At 41.4% G+C, this 19215-nt stretch carries 14 protein-coding genes; 6 read left to right on the top strand and 8 right to left on the bottom strand.

The window, feature by feature from the left end; all coding sequences use genetic code 11:
• Nucleotides 1-212: 212 nt before the first annotated feature.
• On the bottom strand, nt 213-1220 hold the full coding sequence (locus SJ2017_RS15315) for an alpha/beta hydrolase family protein (protein WP_080916292.1): 1008 nt from the start codon (nt 1218-1220) through the stop codon (nt 213-215).
• A 1745-nt stretch (nt 1221-2965) separates the two neighbouring features.
• Between SJ2017_RS15315 and SJ2017_RS15310 the strand changes: the two genes are divergently transcribed.
• Genes SJ2017_RS15310 through cydX form a run of 3 tightly spaced genes read left to right on the top strand, consistent with a single transcriptional unit; the run spans nt 2966 to nt 5816 of the window.
• Nucleotides 2966-4522 (top strand): cytochrome ubiquinol oxidase subunit I, encoded by a 1557-nt coding sequence (locus SJ2017_RS15310; protein ID WP_080916291.1) that lies wholly within the window; start codon nt 2966-2968, stop codon nt 4520-4522.
• A 15-nt stretch (nt 4523-4537) separates the two neighbouring features.
• On the top strand, nt 4538-5677 hold the full coding sequence (cydB, locus tag SJ2017_RS15305) for a cytochrome d ubiquinol oxidase subunit II (protein WP_055025093.1): 1140 nt from the start codon (nt 4538-4540) through the stop codon (nt 5675-5677).
• A 13-nt stretch (nt 5678-5690) separates the two neighbouring features.
• Nucleotides 5691-5816 carry a cytochrome bd-I oxidase subunit CydX gene (gene cydX, locus SJ2017_RS15300; protein ID WP_063124246.1) on the top strand — a complete coding sequence of 42 codons (126 nt, stop codon included), beginning with the start codon at nt 5691-5693 and terminating at the stop codon, nt 5814-5816.
• A 136-nt stretch (nt 5817-5952) separates the two neighbouring features.
• On the opposite strand, the gene SJ2017_RS15295 is transcribed toward cydX, so the two are convergent.
• The 4 genes from SJ2017_RS15295 to SJ2017_RS15280 all read right to left on the bottom strand — a co-directional run bounded on the left by SJ2017_RS15295 (nt 5953) and on the right by SJ2017_RS15280 (nt 12926).
• Nucleotides 5953-6429, bottom strand: a complete 477-nt coding sequence (locus SJ2017_RS15295; RefSeq protein ID WP_055025092.1) for a DM13 domain-containing protein — start codon at nt 6427-6429, stop codon at nt 5953-5955.
• Between the two features lie 141 nt (nt 6430-6570).
• A complete protein-coding gene (locus SJ2017_RS15290; protein ID WP_080916289.1) occupies nt 6571-8574 on the bottom strand; it encodes a methyl-accepting chemotaxis protein in 2004 nt (667 codons plus the stop codon).
• A 169-nt stretch (nt 8575-8743) separates the two neighbouring features.
• Entirely contained in the window at nt 8744-11818 is a 3075-nt protein-coding gene (locus SJ2017_RS15285; protein WP_080916288.1) for an efflux RND transporter permease subunit, read from the bottom strand.
• Nucleotides 11811-12926, bottom strand: coding sequence for an efflux RND transporter periplasmic adaptor subunit (locus SJ2017_RS15280; RefSeq protein WP_080916287.1), 1116 nt, complete (start codon nt 12924-12926; stop codon nt 11811-11813). Before SJ2017_RS15280 ends, SJ2017_RS15285 begins: the two co-directional genes overlap by 8 nt.
• A 233-nt stretch (nt 12927-13159) precedes the next feature.
• On the opposite strand from SJ2017_RS15280, the gene SJ2017_RS15275 reads away from it, so the two are divergent.
• The 3 genes from SJ2017_RS15275 (at nt 13160) to SJ2017_RS15265 (ending at nt 15820) form a co-directional block, all read left to right on the top strand.
• Nucleotides 13160-13804: a TetR/AcrR family transcriptional regulator gene (locus SJ2017_RS15275; RefSeq protein WP_080916286.1), complete on the top strand. Its 645-nt coding sequence runs from the start codon at nt 13160-13162 to the stop codon at nt 13802-13804.
• Between the two features lie 159 nt (nt 13805-13963).
• Nucleotides 13964-14893 (top strand): DUF6268 family outer membrane beta-barrel protein, encoded by a 930-nt coding sequence (locus SJ2017_RS15270; protein ID WP_080916285.1) that lies wholly within the window; start codon nt 13964-13966, stop codon nt 14891-14893.
• Between the two features lie 114 nt (nt 14894-15007).
• Entirely contained in the window at nt 15008-15820 is an 813-nt protein-coding gene (locus SJ2017_RS15265; protein ID WP_080916284.1) for a hypothetical protein, read from the top strand.
• Nucleotides 15821-15984: 164 nt separating this feature from the next.
• Here the strand turns inward: SJ2017_RS15265 and SJ2017_RS15260 are convergent, their stop codons facing one another.
• The 3 genes from SJ2017_RS15260 to SJ2017_RS15245 all read right to left on the bottom strand — a co-directional run bounded on the left by SJ2017_RS15260 (nt 15985) and on the right by SJ2017_RS15245 (nt 19112).
• Complete coding sequence (locus SJ2017_RS15260) at nt 15985-16557, bottom strand: chalcone isomerase family protein (RefSeq protein ID WP_080916283.1); 573 nt, start codon at nt 16555-16557, stop codon at nt 15985-15987.
• A gap of 349 nt (nt 16558-16906) precedes the next feature.
• On the bottom strand, nt 16907-17386 hold the full coding sequence (locus SJ2017_RS15250; RefSeq protein WP_080916282.1) for a DUF2947 domain-containing protein: 480 nt from the start codon (nt 17384-17386) through the stop codon (nt 16907-16909).
• A gap of 163 nt (nt 17387-17549) precedes the next feature.
• Nucleotides 17550-19112 carry a methyl-accepting chemotaxis protein gene (locus SJ2017_RS15245; protein WP_080916281.1) on the bottom strand — a complete coding sequence of 521 codons (1563 nt, stop codon included), beginning with the start codon at nt 19110-19112 and terminating at the stop codon, nt 17550-17552.
• Between the last annotated feature and the right edge of the window lie 103 nt (nt 19113-19215).

Here is a 19215-nt window from a genome sequence, read left to right as displayed (position 1 = left end):
AAAAGCTGGATTAAATCCATATGGAAATCTTTCGCTTCTCAGAAAATTTCGCGATGGACGGCTGGGTGATGCAAGAGGGTATAGCTGTTGATATCCTCTTGCTCGGGGTGGGGGGGCGAAGCACCACGACGTTGACACAATCCAAACGAAGTTTGGAAAATACGGCTTACTTCAAGTAACTCTTTGATGAAGTGAAATAGTAACCCCTGTGTCTAAAGATACTTTTGAAACCAGTTTACTAACTCCAAGTTGACCTTGTCTTTGCTGTTTCTCAAGTAATGGTCATCAGAATATAGCACCAGTTTATGGGGAATATCATATTTGGTTAATGCATCAGCAAGTACAATGGATTGGTCCGCTGCAACACGTTTATCTTCGGTGCCGTGGATCAGTAAGATAGGTACATTGGGGGATAAATCATTGACCCAATTGATAACAGAGCGTTTCGATAACTCTGTATCTTTTTTGAGCCCATAATAAGGAATTCGTTTTTTATAAACATTTTCCATTTCTGGGCGTTCTAGTAACCCTTGTTGTAAATCTGATACGCCCGCAATTGTAGCAATTGCTTTGATGCCGCTTGCTTGTTTCATGGCTAAATGTGTCTGCATACCGCCGCGGCTGCCTCCGTACATGCCAATGCGCTGCGGATCTGCGCCTTTAATATTGGGGATTAAATCGAGTAGAGCAATAACGTCACTCACATCTTTTCCGCCAAATTCATCTTTAGCACTTGGCTGCTTAACATGAACTCCACGGTATTGACTCCCGATGATGACAAAGCCTTGCTCTACAATCGGAAATAATTCGTACATCATTGTGCCAAAGACAACACTGCCAAAGTTGCCGTTACCACCGCGGTTATAAATTAAAACGGGTAACTTAGCTTCAGGCTCTTTGGGTTTTATGACATAGCCCATCACCTCGGTATTATTTACCGTATACCTAAATGTGCTACAAGATAAATTCGCTTTAAAGTGATTGAACTTTTCTGTGCCAAACGTGGCATCAAATTGTGATAATGCTTTATTGAATTTGTGTTCAATTTTTAATTTCTTTCGATACTTTTCTTCCATGAATTTATGCCAAGTATCGTAGTCAGCAAAAATAGAACTAAAGCAATTTGTCTGATTACTGACGCTATCATCGTTAATTAACTTATTTGCTTGAGCGCTGAAGGAGGAGAATAAGAAGGTAAATAGAAGAAAATACTTTATCACGTGAACTCCATGTCTGTGATTAAACTGCTTTTGATGTGTATGTAATAGGCCAACTAACTTAAGTGATTGATAAGATTAAATCAACAGAGAGAATATGTTTAATAAATTCAAGTTTAATGGTTTTTCGAATGTTTCATTTGAATTGAGGTAAGCAAGAAAATCGCATGAGTCTGGCCACGGCCTTTTCTCGCACATCCATGTGCTTCAAGGCAGTTAGTGTATCCTGCACTTAAGATGCCAGCTAGCTTTCGAGGGGAAGGGTGACTCTTTGGCATCCATCCCATCGTGACATTCGTAATTCTCTATACATCAGACGCCCCATCGGAAGCGTTAGTGATTTTTATAGCTTACCGAAGCGGGCTGCAAAAGAAGGTTAACGCTGGATGATTCTCCGTTGGAAATTTTGCTGTTTAAATTTCGCCGGAGCGCTGAGGGATTGTTAAGGGGGACAAGCGCTTTCCCCCTTAGCTCTGGTGTGGGCGAAGCGCCACGACGTTGACCTTAATCCAAACGAAGTTTGGACAATTGGTCAAATCTCAGTCAAAAGTTGATCAACAGCTCAATATCAAACGTATGTTTGAATACTTCTTACTTTAAATAAAGAAAGTTTAGATATAGAAACTTGAGATAAAGAAAGACATCAATAAGGGGCATTAAAAAGCCCCTTAGAATCGAAACTCTAAAGGGCTAGTCAATGCTCTATGTTGCAAGTGATCTGCAAGAGCTGTTTTGCGCTAACAAAACATCAAGGGTAACGTCCAATAGCGTCAGCAAGCAATTGCATACTTATTCTATCTTTCGTTGTATTGCTGCTAATGGGTGTCTAAAGCTAAGACACAAACGAGAGCAACAATATAAAACGGTTTAGTACGCTTGGTACATTTCAACAAATACTTTTTTGTAGCTGTTGATGAAACGCTCAAATAATTTAGTCATGTGCTAAATCTCCACTCAGTAATATTAAAATTAGTAGAGTTGGGGATGCAACTTGATGTCCATTTTGTTCAAGTCCAATCGACCTTCTCTGAATACGAGGAGAATTCTATATTCTCCTTATAAAACACTCAAACGAAATAAATTAATCTTAGCTATTAGTATAACTTATCCGAAACTTAAGGTTTTTGTTGGTTTTAAATATTGTTTTTACATTTATCTTATTGATTTTTATTGTTATTTTTTATTGGGTGATATCTTTTTAGGTGTAGATAATCTAGGCCTTAAATGTTAAGTGTTTATTTTTTGCTTTAGGAGGGCTTTGATTAGTTTTAGGTGGTTTAGAGATGTTGATTTTACAAAAATGTAAACAAATCCCTAGCAGTTATTTGAGCTGGGGTCAACACCTAGTAAGTGGTACTTTGCGCCCATGCTCAAAACCCGTAAAAAACCACATTTTTATTGCTGAATATGTTGATTGGAGTCAAATTTCGGTGATATAAATTACAGGTCTACAGTATTTGATTTTTTATTTAAGTTCTTGATATTTAATGATTAATCATTATTGGTGGTTTTAGTTTTGTAGTGTTAAGTCACTTTTTGCGCTTAAGTGTGATAAACGTCTCATTTACGAGGTGTTTTAACAAGATAAACTACCCACGAGATTGAGATGAAATAAAGCTTGTGTTTAACAAGTTGTTAACGTGGCAATGTTGCTACTTAAAGTATTTTAAATTTTTTCCTGCAATGGCACTTGTTGTGATTGATGGGAATCATCATGGCATTTGGATGTACCGAGTAAGGAGTCGCCAATGATTATTGAAGAGGTTGTAGAGCTGTCACGATTGCAGTTCGCGCTAACAGCCATGTATCACTTTCTGTTTGTACCTTTAACCTTAGGTTTAGCCTTTATTTTGGCGATCATGGAGTCACTTTATGTGATGACTGATAATCAAATTTATAAAGATATGACTAAGTTCTGGGGTAAGTTGTTCGGGATTAACTTTGCACTCGGTGTGACAACCGGTTTAGCAATGGAATTCCAGTTTGGTACTAACTGGTCATATTTCTCACATTATGTGGGTGATATCTTTGGTGCCCCATTAGCAATTGAAGGCTTAATGGCATTCTTCTTAGAGTCTACTCTAGTGGGTATGTTCTTCTTCGGTTGGGATCGTTTCAGTAAGCGCCAACATTTAGCTGTAACTTGGTTAGTTGCTATTGGCTCTAACATGTCAGCGCTATGGATTTTGATCGCAAACGGTTGGATGCAAAACCCAGTTGGGTCAGTATTCAATTACGAAACAATGCGTATGGAAATGACTAGTTTTGCTGAAGTGGTATTTAACCCTGTAGCACAAGTTAAGTTCGTTCATACGGTTGCATCAGGTTATGTTGCCGGTGCAATGTTCGTTCTTGCAATTAGTTCATACTACATCCTTAAAGGCCGTGATTTACCATTTGCGCGTCGTTCATTTGCGATTGCAGCAAGTTTCGGTATGGCAGCGATTTTATCGGTTATCGTACTGGGCGATGAATCTGGCTATAAAGTAGGTGAAGTACAACGCGTTAAGTTAGCGGCAATTGAAGCAGAATGGCACACTGAGCCAGCTCCAGCTGCATTTACTGCGGTAGGTTTCCCGAATCAAGAAAAAATGGAAACTGACTTTGCCCTAAAAATCCCTTATGCGATGGGTATCATTGCTACGCGTTCTTTAGATGAGCAAGTCACAGGTATCATCGACTTAATTGATGAACATGAAGTGCACATTCGTAACGGTATGATTGCTTATTCATTCCTTGAAAGACTACGTGCAGGTGACGAAAGTCCACAATTACGTGAAGACTTTGAAGCGGTAAAAGGCGACTTAGGCTATGGCTTATTGTTGAAGCGTTATACTGAAAATGTAGTTGATGCGACAGAAGAGCAAATTAAAGCTGCTGCGAAAGACTCTATCCCTAACGTTGCGCCTATGTTCTGGTCATTCCGTGTGATGGTTGGTGCTGGTGTGATTATGTTATTCGTGTTTGCTGCGGCATTCTGGCAAAGCACGCGTCACAAGATTGAAGAAAAACCTTGGGTACTTAAAGCGGCGCTATACAGCTTACCACTACCTTGGATTGCGATTGAGTGTGGTTGGTTCGTGGCTGAGTACGGACGTCAACCTTGGACGATTTCAGAAGTGTTGCCGACCTTTATGTCTGCATCAAGTCTAACAACGTCTGATCTATGGTTCAGTATCATTTCTATCACTGTGTTCTACTCGATTCTATTAGTGATTGAATTGTTCTTAATGTTTAAGTTTGCTCGTCTTGGCCCATCAAGCCTTAAGACTGGTAGATATCATTTTGAAAACCAAGATGCTTAATCTGAGGACCTGATTATGTTTGATTATGAAATGCTAAGATTTATCTGGTGGGCTCTGGTTGGCGTATTGCTAGTTGGGTTTGCTGTGACAGATGGTTTTGATATGGGTGTGGGTGCGTTATTACCTATCATTGGTAAAGATGACACTGATCGCCGTATTATGATCAACACCATTGCTCCTCACTGGGATGGTAACCAAGTTTGGTTAATCACCGCTGGTGGTGCATTATTTGCTGCTTGGCCTATGGTTTACGGTGTATCTTTCTCTGGCTTCTATGTGGCTATGATGTTGGTACTGTTTGCGTTATTCCTACGTCCTGTTGGTTTTGATTACCGCTCAAAAATTGAAGATCCAAGATGGCGTAAGTCGTGGGATTGGGCGTTATTCGTTGGCGGATTTGTTCCACCACTGATTATCGGTGTTGCGTTTGGTAACTTACTCCAAGGCGTACCGTTTAATTTTGACGAATTTTTACGTGCGACATACCACGGTGGCTTAATTGGTTTATTAAACCCATTCGGTTTACTTGCTGGTTTAATCAGTGCATTAATGGTGATGATGCAAGGTGCATCATGGCTACAAATGAAAACTGAAGGTGAGCTACGTGTTCGTGCTGCTAAAGCGGCGCAAATTTGTGGCTTACTTGTGACGGTACTATTTGCTGCTGCAGGTGTTTGGTTAGTTAATGGTATTGATGGCTATGTTATTACTTCGGTAATTGACACTGCGGGCCCTTCAAACCCAACGACTAAAACCGTTGCTGTTGAAGCTGGTGCTTGGTTAGCTAACTACGATAAATACCCGCTAACAATGTTATTCCCTGTATTGGGTCTAGTTATGCCGATTCTTGTATTACTCGCTAGTCGTTTGAATCGTAGTGGCTTTGCATTCTTATTTAGCTCACTCGCTATTGCAGGTATTATCGTGACATGTGGCGCAGCAATGTTCCCGTTCATCATGCCTTCATCGCTTGATCCAAACGTGAGCTTAACGATGTGGGATGCCACAGCAAGTGAAATGACTCTGAACGTTATGACTTGGGCTGCGATTATCTTTGTACCTATCGTATTAAGCTACACCATTTGGACGTACTTCAAGATGTATGGTCGTCTAAACCGTGAGTTTATTGAAAAGAACAAAGCGTCACTTTATTAATTAAGGAGCCATTATGTGGTATTTCTCTTGGATACTAGGTGTATTACTAGCCTGTGCTTTTGGCATCATTAATGCGCTTTGGCTTGAAAACACTGAAAACTTAGATCGTATCAGCGAAGCTGATGCAAAAGATAAGTAAGTAATTTGAGCTGATAAAAAACCCTGCCATAGCGCAGGGTTTTTTATTGCTTTATTAACTCAATGAAGGCCAGCTGTTCATGTTAACTCTTAATAGGAACACTCTAAATCGCGAATTGATTATGGGTTAATTGCTTTTATTGATATTGAGCAGCAGTAATAAATTGGCCGAAACTTTCGCACCAAATAATGACGGTATTGTAATCGCCAACATCAATATCCTTTGTAATTGGCACTAAAAAATTATCGAAGGTTTTGACGTCAGCCACTTGCACCATAGAGGACTTAAGGCGGTTAAAGTCGGCTTCTGTTTCAACAAACTCTTTAGCAAGGTATACCTTAAAGTCAGGCCCAGGCGATAGCTTACCGTTTAAGGTAATGTAATCATCGCCAATCATCACTGTTCCTTCTCCCCAGTGCAGTGCATCGCTGTCTTTAAGGTCTCGAGTGAACTCTGCTGTGTAGCGTTGTTGGGTATCTAACGATGCGACTTTTTCACTTGAAGGCGCATCAGGCGCAGTTAAAATCGGTAAGGCATAAATGCCACCACCAAAACCAATAGCAAGAGCCAAAGTGTGAGATGCAAGAAGGGCTGCGAGAGTTCGTTTTTTCATATTGATTCCGTTTTTAACACCAGGGACTAACATCAAATACACTGTGTGTTAGGCTGTTTGTTCAAATAAAAAAGGCATGTACCTATGGGACATGCCTTTATAAAGACCTGAGTTATCAGGATATTATTTCAAAGAAACGCATTAGATTTTAAAGAAATTAATTTTAGTATTCAGTTCGCTGGCAAGAGAACTGAGTCCATCAGCCACATCGACGGTTTCGCTAGCGCGTTCTTGTCCTTCGTTTGCGAGTGTCGATATTTGATGTAGGTTACGGGTGATTTCGTCAGCGACTGCACTTTGCTGCTCTGTTGCACTCGCAATGCTGCTAGTGAAGGTGGCAAGCTCACCAATACTTACGGTGATTTGGCTTAACTGTTCGCTGGTCTCAAAGCCTTGCTCTGCCGATTCAGTGCCGAGTCTATGGCTGTCTGACATTTGCTGGCTGGTAACCTTAACTTGCGCTTGCAGTTGGCCAATGGTTTTACTGATTTCGGAAATCGAACTTTGCGTGCGCTGTGCTAACGATCTTACTTCGTCAGCGACAACCGCAAAACCTCGTCCTTGCTCGCCTGCTCGAGCAGCTTCAATAGCAGCATTTAGTGCGAGCAAATTAGTTTGCTCGGCAATACTATTAATCACTTCTGTGACCTGATTAATCGCTTCACTCTCTTTACTGACATTTTCAATGTTATCTTGGCTTTCATTAAGCTGGGTTTTAAGCGCATTCAGCGACTCAACAACGTCAGTAAGCTGCTTATGACCGCTACGAGAGGATTGATCCACTTGTTGGCTCTTGACTGCCCCTTCGTTCGAGTGACTAGCAACATCTCGAATAGAAGCTGACATCTCTTCAATTGCTGTGGCAATTTGGTTCGTTTGCATCATTAACGATGCCGATTCATCGCCATTTAACCTTGCCATCTCTTGGGCTTTTTGAGCCTGTGACTCAAGGGTCTCTACTGAGTGCTGCAGCGAGAAAATCAGCTCTTTTAAGTTGTTTGACATGTCGGCAGCACTGAGCGTAATTAAATCTATTTCGTTCTTGCTATTAGGATCACTGACTTCAAATTGCTGGGATAAATCACCTTTACCTAAGGCTTTCAGTTGTTGCTGGAAACGCTGCAAAGGCGCTAATGCTTTTATTTGCAGAGCAGCTAATAACCCACTTATTAGCAGTATCCCTAACACGGCAACACCAGTGGTAATATACAAGAGTTGTAGGCTCTCATTATTAAGCTCAGCGGTTTGAGTTAATCCGATTAATGTCCAGTTCCACCCCGGTATATTGATACTGTTAGCAAACATTTGCTGTTGTTGGTGGTTAACGTATTCAACGCTTTGGTGGCGGCCCAATAATTGGTTGATGTCTAGGCCATTTAATATGTCGCTATTTAATGCTTCACCCGTGGCGAAGTTGGGATGCGAAATCAGTCGTTGGTCATTGTTGCGCACCAACATGTAATGACCCGTTTCTTCAACTTTGAGATTATTAATTGTCTTTTGCAGTTCGGAAATTGAGTCGGTGATATCAAAACCAATATACAAAATACCGATGACTTCATTGCTAGCATTTTTGATTGGTCGGTAAACGGTCATGTAGTCTTTACCAAATAGTTTGGCGTAACCTTCATATTCATTACCGTTTATCAGTGTTTGGTAGCCTGGGTGGCTACTACCTAGGTAAGTTGCCAATGCCCGTTTACCATCGGCTTTTTTCAGTGAAGTCGAAATACGAAGAAAGTCATCGCCGTCTTTTACAAAAATGGTGGCTGTGCCGCCAGTTAAGTTTGAAAAACGATCTACTTTACTTTTAGTGGCGTTAATTTGCTCTTTTTCATGTACTAGGGCAGGTGTTTGAGTGCTGTAAACTCTGACGGTGCGATCTGGTTTGTGAAAGTTTCCAGGGTACATTGCACGTAGTATGTCGGCATTACGGCGGGCTAGGGCAAGTAAGCTTGTGTACTGCAGCTCAATTAGCGCTGCATTGCTCTGCATTTGCTCGTTCATCGAGTCGATGGCTTTTTCTTTTAATACGTTTGATGAGCTGAAATATGACACGGAAGAAATGATGCTGAAGACTAAAACCGTCAGCGCTAAAGAAAAGTACGTTATTTGTTTTGTTAGAGACCAACTTCGATAGTTCATTTGATAGTTTCCGAATTAAAGGTCACTCCAATCTAGAGCAAATAATGCCAAGATGACTTGATTGAGATCATGTCTAGATTGAGTAAATTCGTGAATGTGTAATTGGCGATTCTATAATAAAAAACGACGCATTAATGCGTCGTTTTTTGTTGGTTAGTAGTTGATTATATTAAACTTGTACGGGCGACAATATTTCAGAATTATGTTGTTTTTTCTTCATTAAAATAAGGTACATGGTGGGTACCCAAATAAGTGACAGCATAGTGGTTAGTAATGTGCCGCCCGCAATTGCAATGGCAAAGGGTGGCCAGAATCCACCGCCAGCAATGATCAAGGGTAAAAAGCCGCCAATGGTGGTGATAGTGGTTGAGCCAATGTGTCTGCCACAGCCACTCACTAAGGCAATAATGGTGTCTTTATTGCCTAACCGAGCCTCTGGTACGTCTTCTAATTCAGCTAAAATCACAATAGCAGCGTTAATTGCCAGACCCATTAGGCCCAATAAGCCAATGATGACGGTAAAGCCGAACGGATAACCAAACAGGTAAACGGCTAGTAAGCCAAGCCCTGCAGACTGGAAGGCACTGAGTAAGATAATGGCGGTTAATCTGAATGAGTTAAACGATAACACTACAGTGGCCAATAGCAGGGTCACTACCGCGACGATATTGGACAGTAAATTACCAACGGCTTCGTCTCGTTTGGCACTTTCACCACCAATTTCAAGATGATAACCAGACGGTAACTCAATTTGTTCTAACCTTCTTTTAACGTCATTAAGCACCTTACCGGGCAAAACCCCACTGACAATGTATGCTTCTATTGTGTTCACTCGCTCGCCGTTACGGCGAGGAATACCGCCACGACTCACATTAATTTGGTTTTGTGATACTGCTGAAAGCGGGATGGTGTCTCCTTGGCTAGAGACTAAGTTAAGCTCTGCTAGACGCGTTGCTTCTTCTCTAGACGTATCAGCAAGCCTAACTCGAACAGGTAATGATTCCGTTTGCTCTAAAATACTGCCGCCAATAATACCTGTGGTCGCCATTTCTATTTGCTTAGCGATATCAGATAAACTGAGACCACTCATTAAGCTGGCATCTTCGTTTATTTGTAACCAGACTTTAGGTGATCCTGCACTCAAGGTGGCACGGGTATGAATCACATCCTCTGTGTCCATCAGTAAGCCACGGGCTTGCTCGCCTAACTGGTTTAATGTATCCAATGACGGGCCATAGATCCGCAGTTCTACTGGTGCATTAAATGGTGGGCCTTGTTCAAGCTTTCTGACCAAGATTTGTGCCTGAGGGAAGTCAGCATCAAATTCTTGTTGCAGCGATAAAATCAATCTATTGGCAGCGTTAAAATCAGTGACTTTCACCATAGCTTGAGCATAGTTTGTTGCCCCTTGCTGACGTTGGGTAGGGTTGTAATAAAACGAAGGTGTATTACCGCCAACCACCCAAGTGATCATTTCAACATCGTCAATCGACTCAAGACGTTCATCAATGCTTTTAACTTGTTTGAGGGTGTTATCTAGGCTGACATGAGGCGCTAAATAGACTTCAATTTGGAACATATCTCGGTCTGAAGGCGGAAAGAATTGCTCGGTCATTTTAGTCGAAGCATAAAAGCCCGATACCGGTAATATTCCGATGAGTATGGCTGTGAGTAAGGGTTTTGATAAGCCAAAGCGTAAACTGACTTTAAAAGCGTGTCCTAGGCGGGGAAAGGCCATGCCTTTTTGGTACCAAGCCATGGACTCGTTATCTTGACTAAAGCGTCCCGCAAGGCCTGCAATAATCGTGTGAGAAATGAGGTAAGACCCTAACAAAGCGAACATGACTGAAATAGCAATGCCACCAACAAACTCACCAGCAGCGCCAGGCATGAGTACAATTGGCGCAAAAGCTAACATCGTGGTGATAGTAGAGCCTGCTAAAGGCAACCAAAGGTGATGCAAGGTTTTACTAACAGCCTCAAGCTTGGTTAGCCCTTGCTTGCGGCGCTGGGCAATGGCATCGACAATCACAATGGCGTTATCGACCATGTTCCCAAGAGCAACCACTAAGCCTGTGACTGACATTTGATGGATGGGTAAGCCGGTGTATTTCATGCAAGCAAGGGTGAAGAGCGCAGTTAGCGGTAGTGATAGGGCCACAATAACGGCGTTACGCAGCCCGAGTGTTAACATAAGTACAAAAAGAATGATCAAAAATCCTTGGATCAGATTGATGACTAAGTCGCCAAGACGAACACTGGTATAACCTTGTTGATCAAATAGCCATTGCACATCAATGTTGGCAGGCAGGTTTGCACTATAGCTTTCAACTACCTGACTCACTTGAGCTTGCCATTTATCAACACGGTTATTATCAATCATACGTGCCGACACTAGTACCCCAGGTTCGCCATTAATTAATGCGATGCTGGTTGCAGGGGTTTTCGGTTGACGACTGACATTCGCCACGTCACCAAGGCGAATAATCTGGCCGCTTGCATCAATTTTTAGCGGTACTTCGCTGACCCGAGTAATGGAATCTAGCTCACCTGATACCTCAATTAAGGCTTTAAATGTGGCGTTATTGATTTCACCTGCTGAAATTTTACTGTCAGCGTTTGACAGAATGCTTGCAATGCTTGCTGGGGTTAACTTGAGTTGGCTGATTTTATTGCCATCAAGTTCTACTAATATTTCTTCATCAGGTGTGCCTGATAATTTTACAAAATCAGTGCCGTTTAATACCCGAAGCTTGCTTTGTAACTCTTTAGCGTAGCGGTTTAGCACATCAGTACGGATGGGGGCGTCGCTGTTCCATACCAAGCCTAAAATGGCTGTGTTGGCATAGCCTGTTTGATCGTCCAATAAACTATTTTGCGCCGATGTGGGCAGTTGATATTTACTGTCTGCAATGAGATCTCGGGCTCTAGACCATACGGGAGCAGTATCAAGTACCGTGTCTTTTAACTCCAATTGAATCACTGAAATGCCAGGACGGGAAGTGGATTGAACCAGCTTTAGCTCTTCTAGGCGGCGCAGCTCATTTTCTAATACTTCAGTGACTAACGCTTCGACACGTTCAGCTGAAGCGCCAGGGTACTGGGTAATAACCGAAGCAAAGCGATTGGTTATGGTGGGATCTTCTGTGCGAGGCAAACTACTAATAGCGCCTAAACCAGCCACCAATAGTAATGCAATCATAAGACTTGCGAGTCTGCCGTTTTCGACAAAGGCCTTAATCATAATGACCTCGCCACAGTCTCAGAAGTGGATTTACACGCTGTCCTACCACCAGTTTATGCAAGCCTTGAGTAATAATTACATCGTCTTTTTGAATTGCACCATTGATGTAAGCTTGTTTTTCTGTGGTATATAAAATATCAACGTCTCGGCGTTCTATTCGGGCTTGTCCTTGTTCATTTTTCGTGACTACAAAGACATTCCATAAGCCTCTAACACCGTCGGTAAGCGATGATATTGGCACCCAATATCCCGCATCAGCGATTTGCTGTTGATACTCAAGGTAGGCAATTTCGCCATTAATCACTTGGCTATTGTTGGGTAAGTCGATACGTAATTGAACAGTACGAGTGACAGGGTCTATTTCGGCGCTGATACCAGCGATTAAGCCTTTATGGGTTTGGTCTCCAATGCGAATATCAACGACTTGATTTGATTCAAGCGTTTGAGCGACGCTATGGGGAACACCAATATAGGCTTGCTGTTGATTTGTGCCGATTAAGGTAAATACTGGGCTACCTAACGCGATCACTTCACCTAAATTATGATGACGTTTGCTGATGGTGCCATTAAATGGAGCGACTAATGTTGATTTCTCAAGTTTAAGTTCTGTGGCGTATAGCGAGGCTTTAAGGCGTTTTTGATTGGCTAAAAGACTAGCGACTTGCTGCTGGGTTTCATCGAATTGCTGCTCAGAAACATACTGCTTTTTTTTGAGCTCAATGGAGCGTTCCAAGTTACTTTGGGCTAAATCTAAATCCGCTTGGGTTTGTTGCAGTGATGCACTTAATTGTTGCTGCTCAGCTTCAAGTAATTGGGTGTTTAAGGTGGCAAGCTTTTGCCCTTTAATCACAGCATCACCGCTGTCGACGATAATGTCACTTAGCTTGCCTGCAAGTTCAAATCCTACACCTGTGGTATCAGCTGAGCGGACAGTGCCTGTGTAACTTTGCTGATGTTGATAACTTGAATTAAACCGTAAGGGTTGGGTGATGACATTCGGCACAGCCACAGAAGGCGTTGGGATGGTTTCATCATTGCCGCAACCACTTAGCAGCAAAAATGAAATGACAATACTGAGTGCGGATAATGAACGCGTCGCTGTTTTCATGGGAACATTCCTATTGCTAATGCAACTTCCAAGGCAAATCATAGCTATTGTATTGACCTGCGAATGACATCTGTGTGATGCTCAATAATTAAAACTAGACTGTCTAGTCCATTTTAGGCTTAGTTTATGGTCAAAAAACTAGACTGTCCAGTCTAATTTGTGATTAAATGTTATCGTTGTTGTTTAGTTGTAAAGCGATAACGTGCGCCTGTTGAGACAAAAAAGAAGAGTTTATGAGCAAAATTTCTGATATTCCAGTGACATGTAATCATGACTTGCCGCGAACAAGAAGTGAGCAAAAAAAAGCAACGATACTGCAATCGGCCATTGAGCTTTTTTGTGTTCAAGGCTTTCCGAGCACCAGTATGGATATGGTGGCGAAGAAGGCAGGCGTATCAAAGCAAACGGTTTATTCTCACTATGGCTCTAAAGATGAGTTGTTTATTGCTGCTATCGAATCTAAATGTGTTGTTCATCAGTTAACGGGCAACTTACTAGAAGACGCAACAAATCCTGAAAATACAATTCGTACCTTTGCGCACCAGTTTGGCGAGCTAATCATTAGTGATGAAGTCGTTGCTGTATTTAAAACCTGTTTGGCTCATGCTGAAACTCACCCGAATTTATCCAAGCTTTATTTTGATGCTGGCCCAAAACACATATTGGGCTTATTAAGTGAGTACTTGGGTGAAGTCAACAAACAAGACGTTTTTTATTTTGAAAAGCCGCATGATTGTGCCGTGAGGTTATGTTTAATGTTGTTTGGTGAGGTAAAGCTTCGACTAGAGCTAGGCTTAGATGTGAGCGATTTAATTGTAGATCGAGAGCAATATATAAACGATAGCGTTAACCTATTTTTAACGGCTCACCGTATTTAAGATTTGAATGTAAATCAGTGCTTTTGTGTCATGCTAAAACTGTGTAATATCTCATAATATATTGAAATTGTGATCCAAATTGGTAGTGCCTTGGTATTACCTTTTGCTATTGAGTATTAATCATTTCGACCACAATAATAATGAGAAAGGAAGCAGTTAATGAAAGTTATTCCAAGCTTGTTCCAGGCTAATCAGCTTGACGTAAGTTCTGTTAAAAAAGTGGTTAAGTTAACAGCGCTTGCTGGACTTCTCCTTGCTCCTCAAGTTATCGCGAGAGATTACTCCCCGTTTAAGTTTCATGTCTCGCGCACTTCCACAGACTCAGCCCAAGTGGGTGACACTAACGCTGAGTTACAACGTGATGTTTGGCGCTTAAAGTTATCGGGTGCGATGCCAATCAACAAAGAGTGGATGATCGGCGCTAATATTGGTTATGACAATTTAGATTATGGCTTTAAAAACATCGATAGCGGTGTGTTGAACGGCCAAGTCACGCCTTGGAGTTCAATCAATAAATACAGTGCGGGTTTGTCACTGATTTACCGTCCAAATCAGAATTGGATGTTTATGGTTGCGCCTAAGCTGCAATATGCTTATGCCAATACCGCATCATCTTCAGATGCACAAAGCTATGGTGTAGTTGGCTCGGCGATGTATCGTTTTGAGTCTGGCAACATGCTCGGCTTTGGTGTGGCATATCTTAATGATATTTCAGAAGTTAAAACCGTACCTTACATTGCCGTTCGCTGGAAAATTACTGATAAGTTAACGCTAGGTAACCCCTTTGAAGCGGGCTTTAGTGGACCTGCTGGTCTTGAGTTGACTTATAATTTGAATGAAAAGTGGGATTTTGGTTTAGGGACATCTCGACGCACAGAGCGCTTTTTGATTTCAGATGCTGAGCAAACCATTGAAGTGGAAGAGTGGGTGAGCTTTTTAAGAGCGGGCTGGAATATCAGTGATAAAGCGACAGTGAATGCTTATGGCGGTTACTTCTTTAACAGTGAAATGGAGTTAAGTCAGCCTGAAGTGACTGATGAGCTAGAAAATCAAGCAGCTATTGGTTTAGCGTTCGATATTAAGTTTTAATCAGTCAACAATTAGATTGTTGTGATAAACAAAAAAGCGATCTAATAGTCGCTTTTTGATATTTATTTTTAGACTCTGATTATTAGCATAATCAATTGTTATATAGGAACTTTAATGTGCAAATGGATTTGTATTTTAATCTTGGTAACTTCGTTTAACGCCTTTGCCAAAGACAAATCATACTCAAGTTTTTGCGAACCAGTAAATGAGTACCTGACCTCAAAAAGATTAGAGTTAACATGGTCAAAAAATGACTGGGACTCTATCAAAAGAGATACTCCATTTTCTATTAAAGTATTTAACTCAGTCATTCCTGTTATTGATCTGACTGATTTCACACTACTAGAGCCATTTCCTGAAAACACTTGGTTTTTTGGTTCAGAAGATAAAGGTATTGCATTTTTAATTACAGTGGATAGAGATGGACAGAAGAAACTCAATGAAATTAATAGTTCTCCATTGGGTCCTAAAATCATAGAGATATTAAATCATGAGCAACGTCAAAAGTTAGAAATGTTTTATCAAAATACAGTTCATGACATTGTTCGTAAAGGTTATGAAATTACACCATCAATACTCCAGTGCGATAAAATTGTTGACGAAGAAAGCTTTAAAAAAACCGTAGATGTTAATTGGTTTGAAAATTGGCAGACGTTGTTTATTAAGAATGCCGCATTTAACAGAGACACAGACTTTGTTTACGACATTAATGGCAAAGACTATGGTGTATTAGGGAAAAATAGTTTCAGTATTATCGTCAAGGAAAGTGATTATAGGCTTACAATTTATGCAAATTTTGAAGATTCTGCGGTCGTCAGACAGCACTTTTTTAACTTCATGCATGCTATCAAACATAAAGAATATAATTTGGTTGATTGGAATTATTTTGGAAAAGAAGAACCAAAACCTTTAACTCTTGAGCCTTAATGTCAGAGTTTCTATCTAATTTTACAACTGGCTAAATTTTATTTGTACAAGTATGAAAATACCATCTAAAAATATTTTTTTAGCTTGGTAATAGATATTCTTATCTTAAAACGAGAAAGCCTTACATCTGCATGAAAGGCTTATAATACCAATCTATCGATAGACTATTTAGCCAACATCTTTTTACGTAAACTTTTTTGTGCAGGGTCGTCGCCTAACCAAATCTTCAGCAGTGCTTGTCTAAACGCTTCGCCTTCAATAGTGGCTTGTGCAATGCCGTTTTTAACACTGGTAACGCCAGCACCTTTATGAGTAACAAAGGTAAATTGATCTCCTTTGCTGACTTCTTCAGTAAATAGGCCCATAAACTGAGTGATTTCAGCTTGTATTGGACTAATGTCACCGTCAGTTGCGCTATCAAACCCTTCGTTTATGGCATCGACCATTTTATCTGAGGTGATCATACCTGAGGTGATGTTAAGGCGAACAACTGCTATTGGTTGCGCTAATACAGACGTTAAATCGGTTGCTGGCGTGGCGATGTAAAGACTGCCAACATACAAATCCATAAAGAATTTACTGCGTACACCTGCGCCATTTAATGCAAGAGAATGCTCTGCGATTGTCAGGTTATCTTCAAGTTCGACACCTGATACGGTTTTAGCTTGTACTAGCGTCGATGAAAATAAACTTGTTGAAAGAACAGCGGTTAGAGCGATTGTTGAAAATGCTTTCATAGAGGACTCATTTTATAATTGTATTGATAGGGCCTGTTGATCTTTGCTGGTTAAGTTTTGTTCGAAATAAAAGTGTTTTAATTAAGGCGGATGGATTGATGCCTAGTCATCTAAGCACTTCTTTTAAAAAAAAGATTCATCCAACAAAGAGTAAAACACTTTTAGTCGAACCCTTTGGGCTGCGTTTGTTGTCCATTTTTACTGCTTTATCGACTTTTTATGTAGAATAACTACACCACAAAGTCTCTGCCTTGTATAAATGGATAACAATTCGCTGCAAAAATAACCTTGAAAGATCAACAGGCCCTTGCCACGTTGATAAGTTTGAGTAAACGTGGCTAATCGGTTTTTAGCTGCGCATCCCTAGCTTATATTGTCCATTTTGTTCAAACATGATTGCTTGTTTTTTCTTGGGAGCAATCAGGATTGGACCGTCATCGAAAAACAAAAATGCTTTCCAATTACGGGCAAACACCGCCCAAGTGGTTTCAATAATTTGATATTTTTCGTAGCAGAAGAATACTTGGGTATCGTCGTCCCAATCGATAAATTCAGCGATAGGTTCTAGTAGCGTATTGTCATCTGAATCCCAAGCTGATTGCCAATGTTCAGTTTGTTTCCAAGCGTCTTGTTTGGCCGCCCAGTCACCTTTAGAGAATAATTCAGCACGATTACACTTATTACTTATCCATTGATTCCAGACAGTCATTGCACTCTTATCGGTAAGTGGCTTGATTAACGCTTTATCTGTATCTAACACAGGTAAATCTTTATGGTTAAAAATCCACTTGCGCTTGTATGCATCTAATGGGATGTAAGTGTGTGCCAAAAATAGCTCCTAGGTTTGAAAGAGATGGGTCTGCATTAAGACTGGGATTATAACGACTCGGTCATCATAGTGCTAGGGCTGTAGGGAAGGGTTATATTAATACAACAAGAAAGCTTGATGCGCAGCACTCACGGGGGAGTGTAGAGCGCCGCGCACCAAACTTTTAAACTCTAAATCGTCTGATCAGCGAATGAAAAATGCCGATAGTGTTTTCAAGTGATTCACTGGCTGTAAGCGACTTATTCGCTGCATTGGCTGTTTCAGATGCGCCGTCTGCGATATCGATAATCTGTTGGTTAATGTGTTCGGCCACGGCGCTTTGTTCTTCGGCAGCAGAGGACATTTGAAAGGTCATATCGGTAATATTAACCACCGCATCTTTAATTTCATTCAGGGCATTACGGGTATTTTCAACGACTTCCACACCGTGTTTTGCTGCAAGCTCACCTTGGGTCGACATTTCTACAGCGCTGGTAGTTCTTTGTGATAGCTGGTTAATGACGCTGTGAATTTGGTCGGTTGATTCGCGAGTTTTTAATGCAAGGGCGCGGACTTTATCTGCAACCACACTAAAGCCGCGACCTTGCTCACCCGCCCGAGCCGCTTCAATAGCAGCATTTAACGCTAATAGGTTGGTTTGATCTGCAATGGATGAAATGAGATTAGCGGCTTGACCGATTTCAGCGGTTGAGTCAGCTAATTCCTTAACGGTAACAGCAATACTGTCGACGGTATGACTGAGTTGATGAATTGATGACAAGGATTCATCAGCCAGCTTTGAACCTGCATCCACAAATTGAATGGCGTTTTCAGCGCTATGAGAGTTTTCCTCAATTTTTTGGGCGACTTCTTGAATCGCTTGAGACATTTCGGTGATAGCTGAAGCAATCTGTTGTGTGGCAATACCTTGTTGTTCTACGGAGGTCTGAGTTACGGCGACTTGGGTTTTACTGATATTGGAGATGTCACCTAAACCCGAAACCGACTCGTTAATGCGAGTTAACGCAGTGCGGCACCTTGCCATTTCGCTGATAAAGGCAAGCTTTGCTTGAGCACTCATGCCGACATCGTCAAAGTAGGTTTGGGCTACGGTAGCGTCTGCGAACGATTTAGGGCTGATATCCAGTAGGTGCTGCCAATGACCGGCTTGTTGTTTAAGACTCCATAAGCTGCTAAGCAAAGCTGTTGCCAGCGTTGCAAATAACCCAGTGTGATTGCCTTGAAAGCCGAAGTATCCCATCAGCGCTAGGCTAGGTAGAACAATTGGCAGTATCTTTGCCGTATGATGACTTAGCTGAGTCATTAAAGGGGCTGCTGATTTCCCTGCGAGAATCCGTGAATAAGCCTTAGTCGCTCGCTGTTTTTCTGATGGTTCGGCGCTAACTCGAACTGACTCATAACCCACTAAGGTTTTGCCATCATATACTGGGGTGACAAACGCGCTGACCCAATAGTAATCGCCATTTTTGCGGCGGTTTTTAACTAGCCCCATCCACACTTTTCCTGCTTTAAGTGTCTTCCACATGGTGGCGAAAACGGCTGCTGGCATATCTGGGTGGCGAACTAGGTTGTGCGGTTTACCAATGAGCTCTTCGCGGCTATAACCACTGGTATCGATAAAAGCTTGGTTGCAATGGGTAATAATCCCTTTGGGATCGGTACTGGAAACGAGTGGGGTATCTGATGGAAATAAATATTCTTTATTGCTTGCAGTATGACTGTTCATAGTTCTTCTTATTATTAACTGCTGATGTCGCAAAAATGAGCTAAATGTGATATTTATCTCAAAGTGTGTCAAGAATGTAATGCAAACTTAATGAGATTTAAAG

Origin of the sequence: Shewanella japonica, from assembly GCF_002075795.1 — a bacterium.
Taxonomy (GTDB): domain Bacteria; phylum Pseudomonadota; class Gammaproteobacteria; order Enterobacterales; family Shewanellaceae; genus Shewanella; species Shewanella japonica.
The sequence above is the reverse complement of the archived record's forward strand: the minus strand, read 5'-3'. Positions and strand labels throughout refer to the sequence as shown.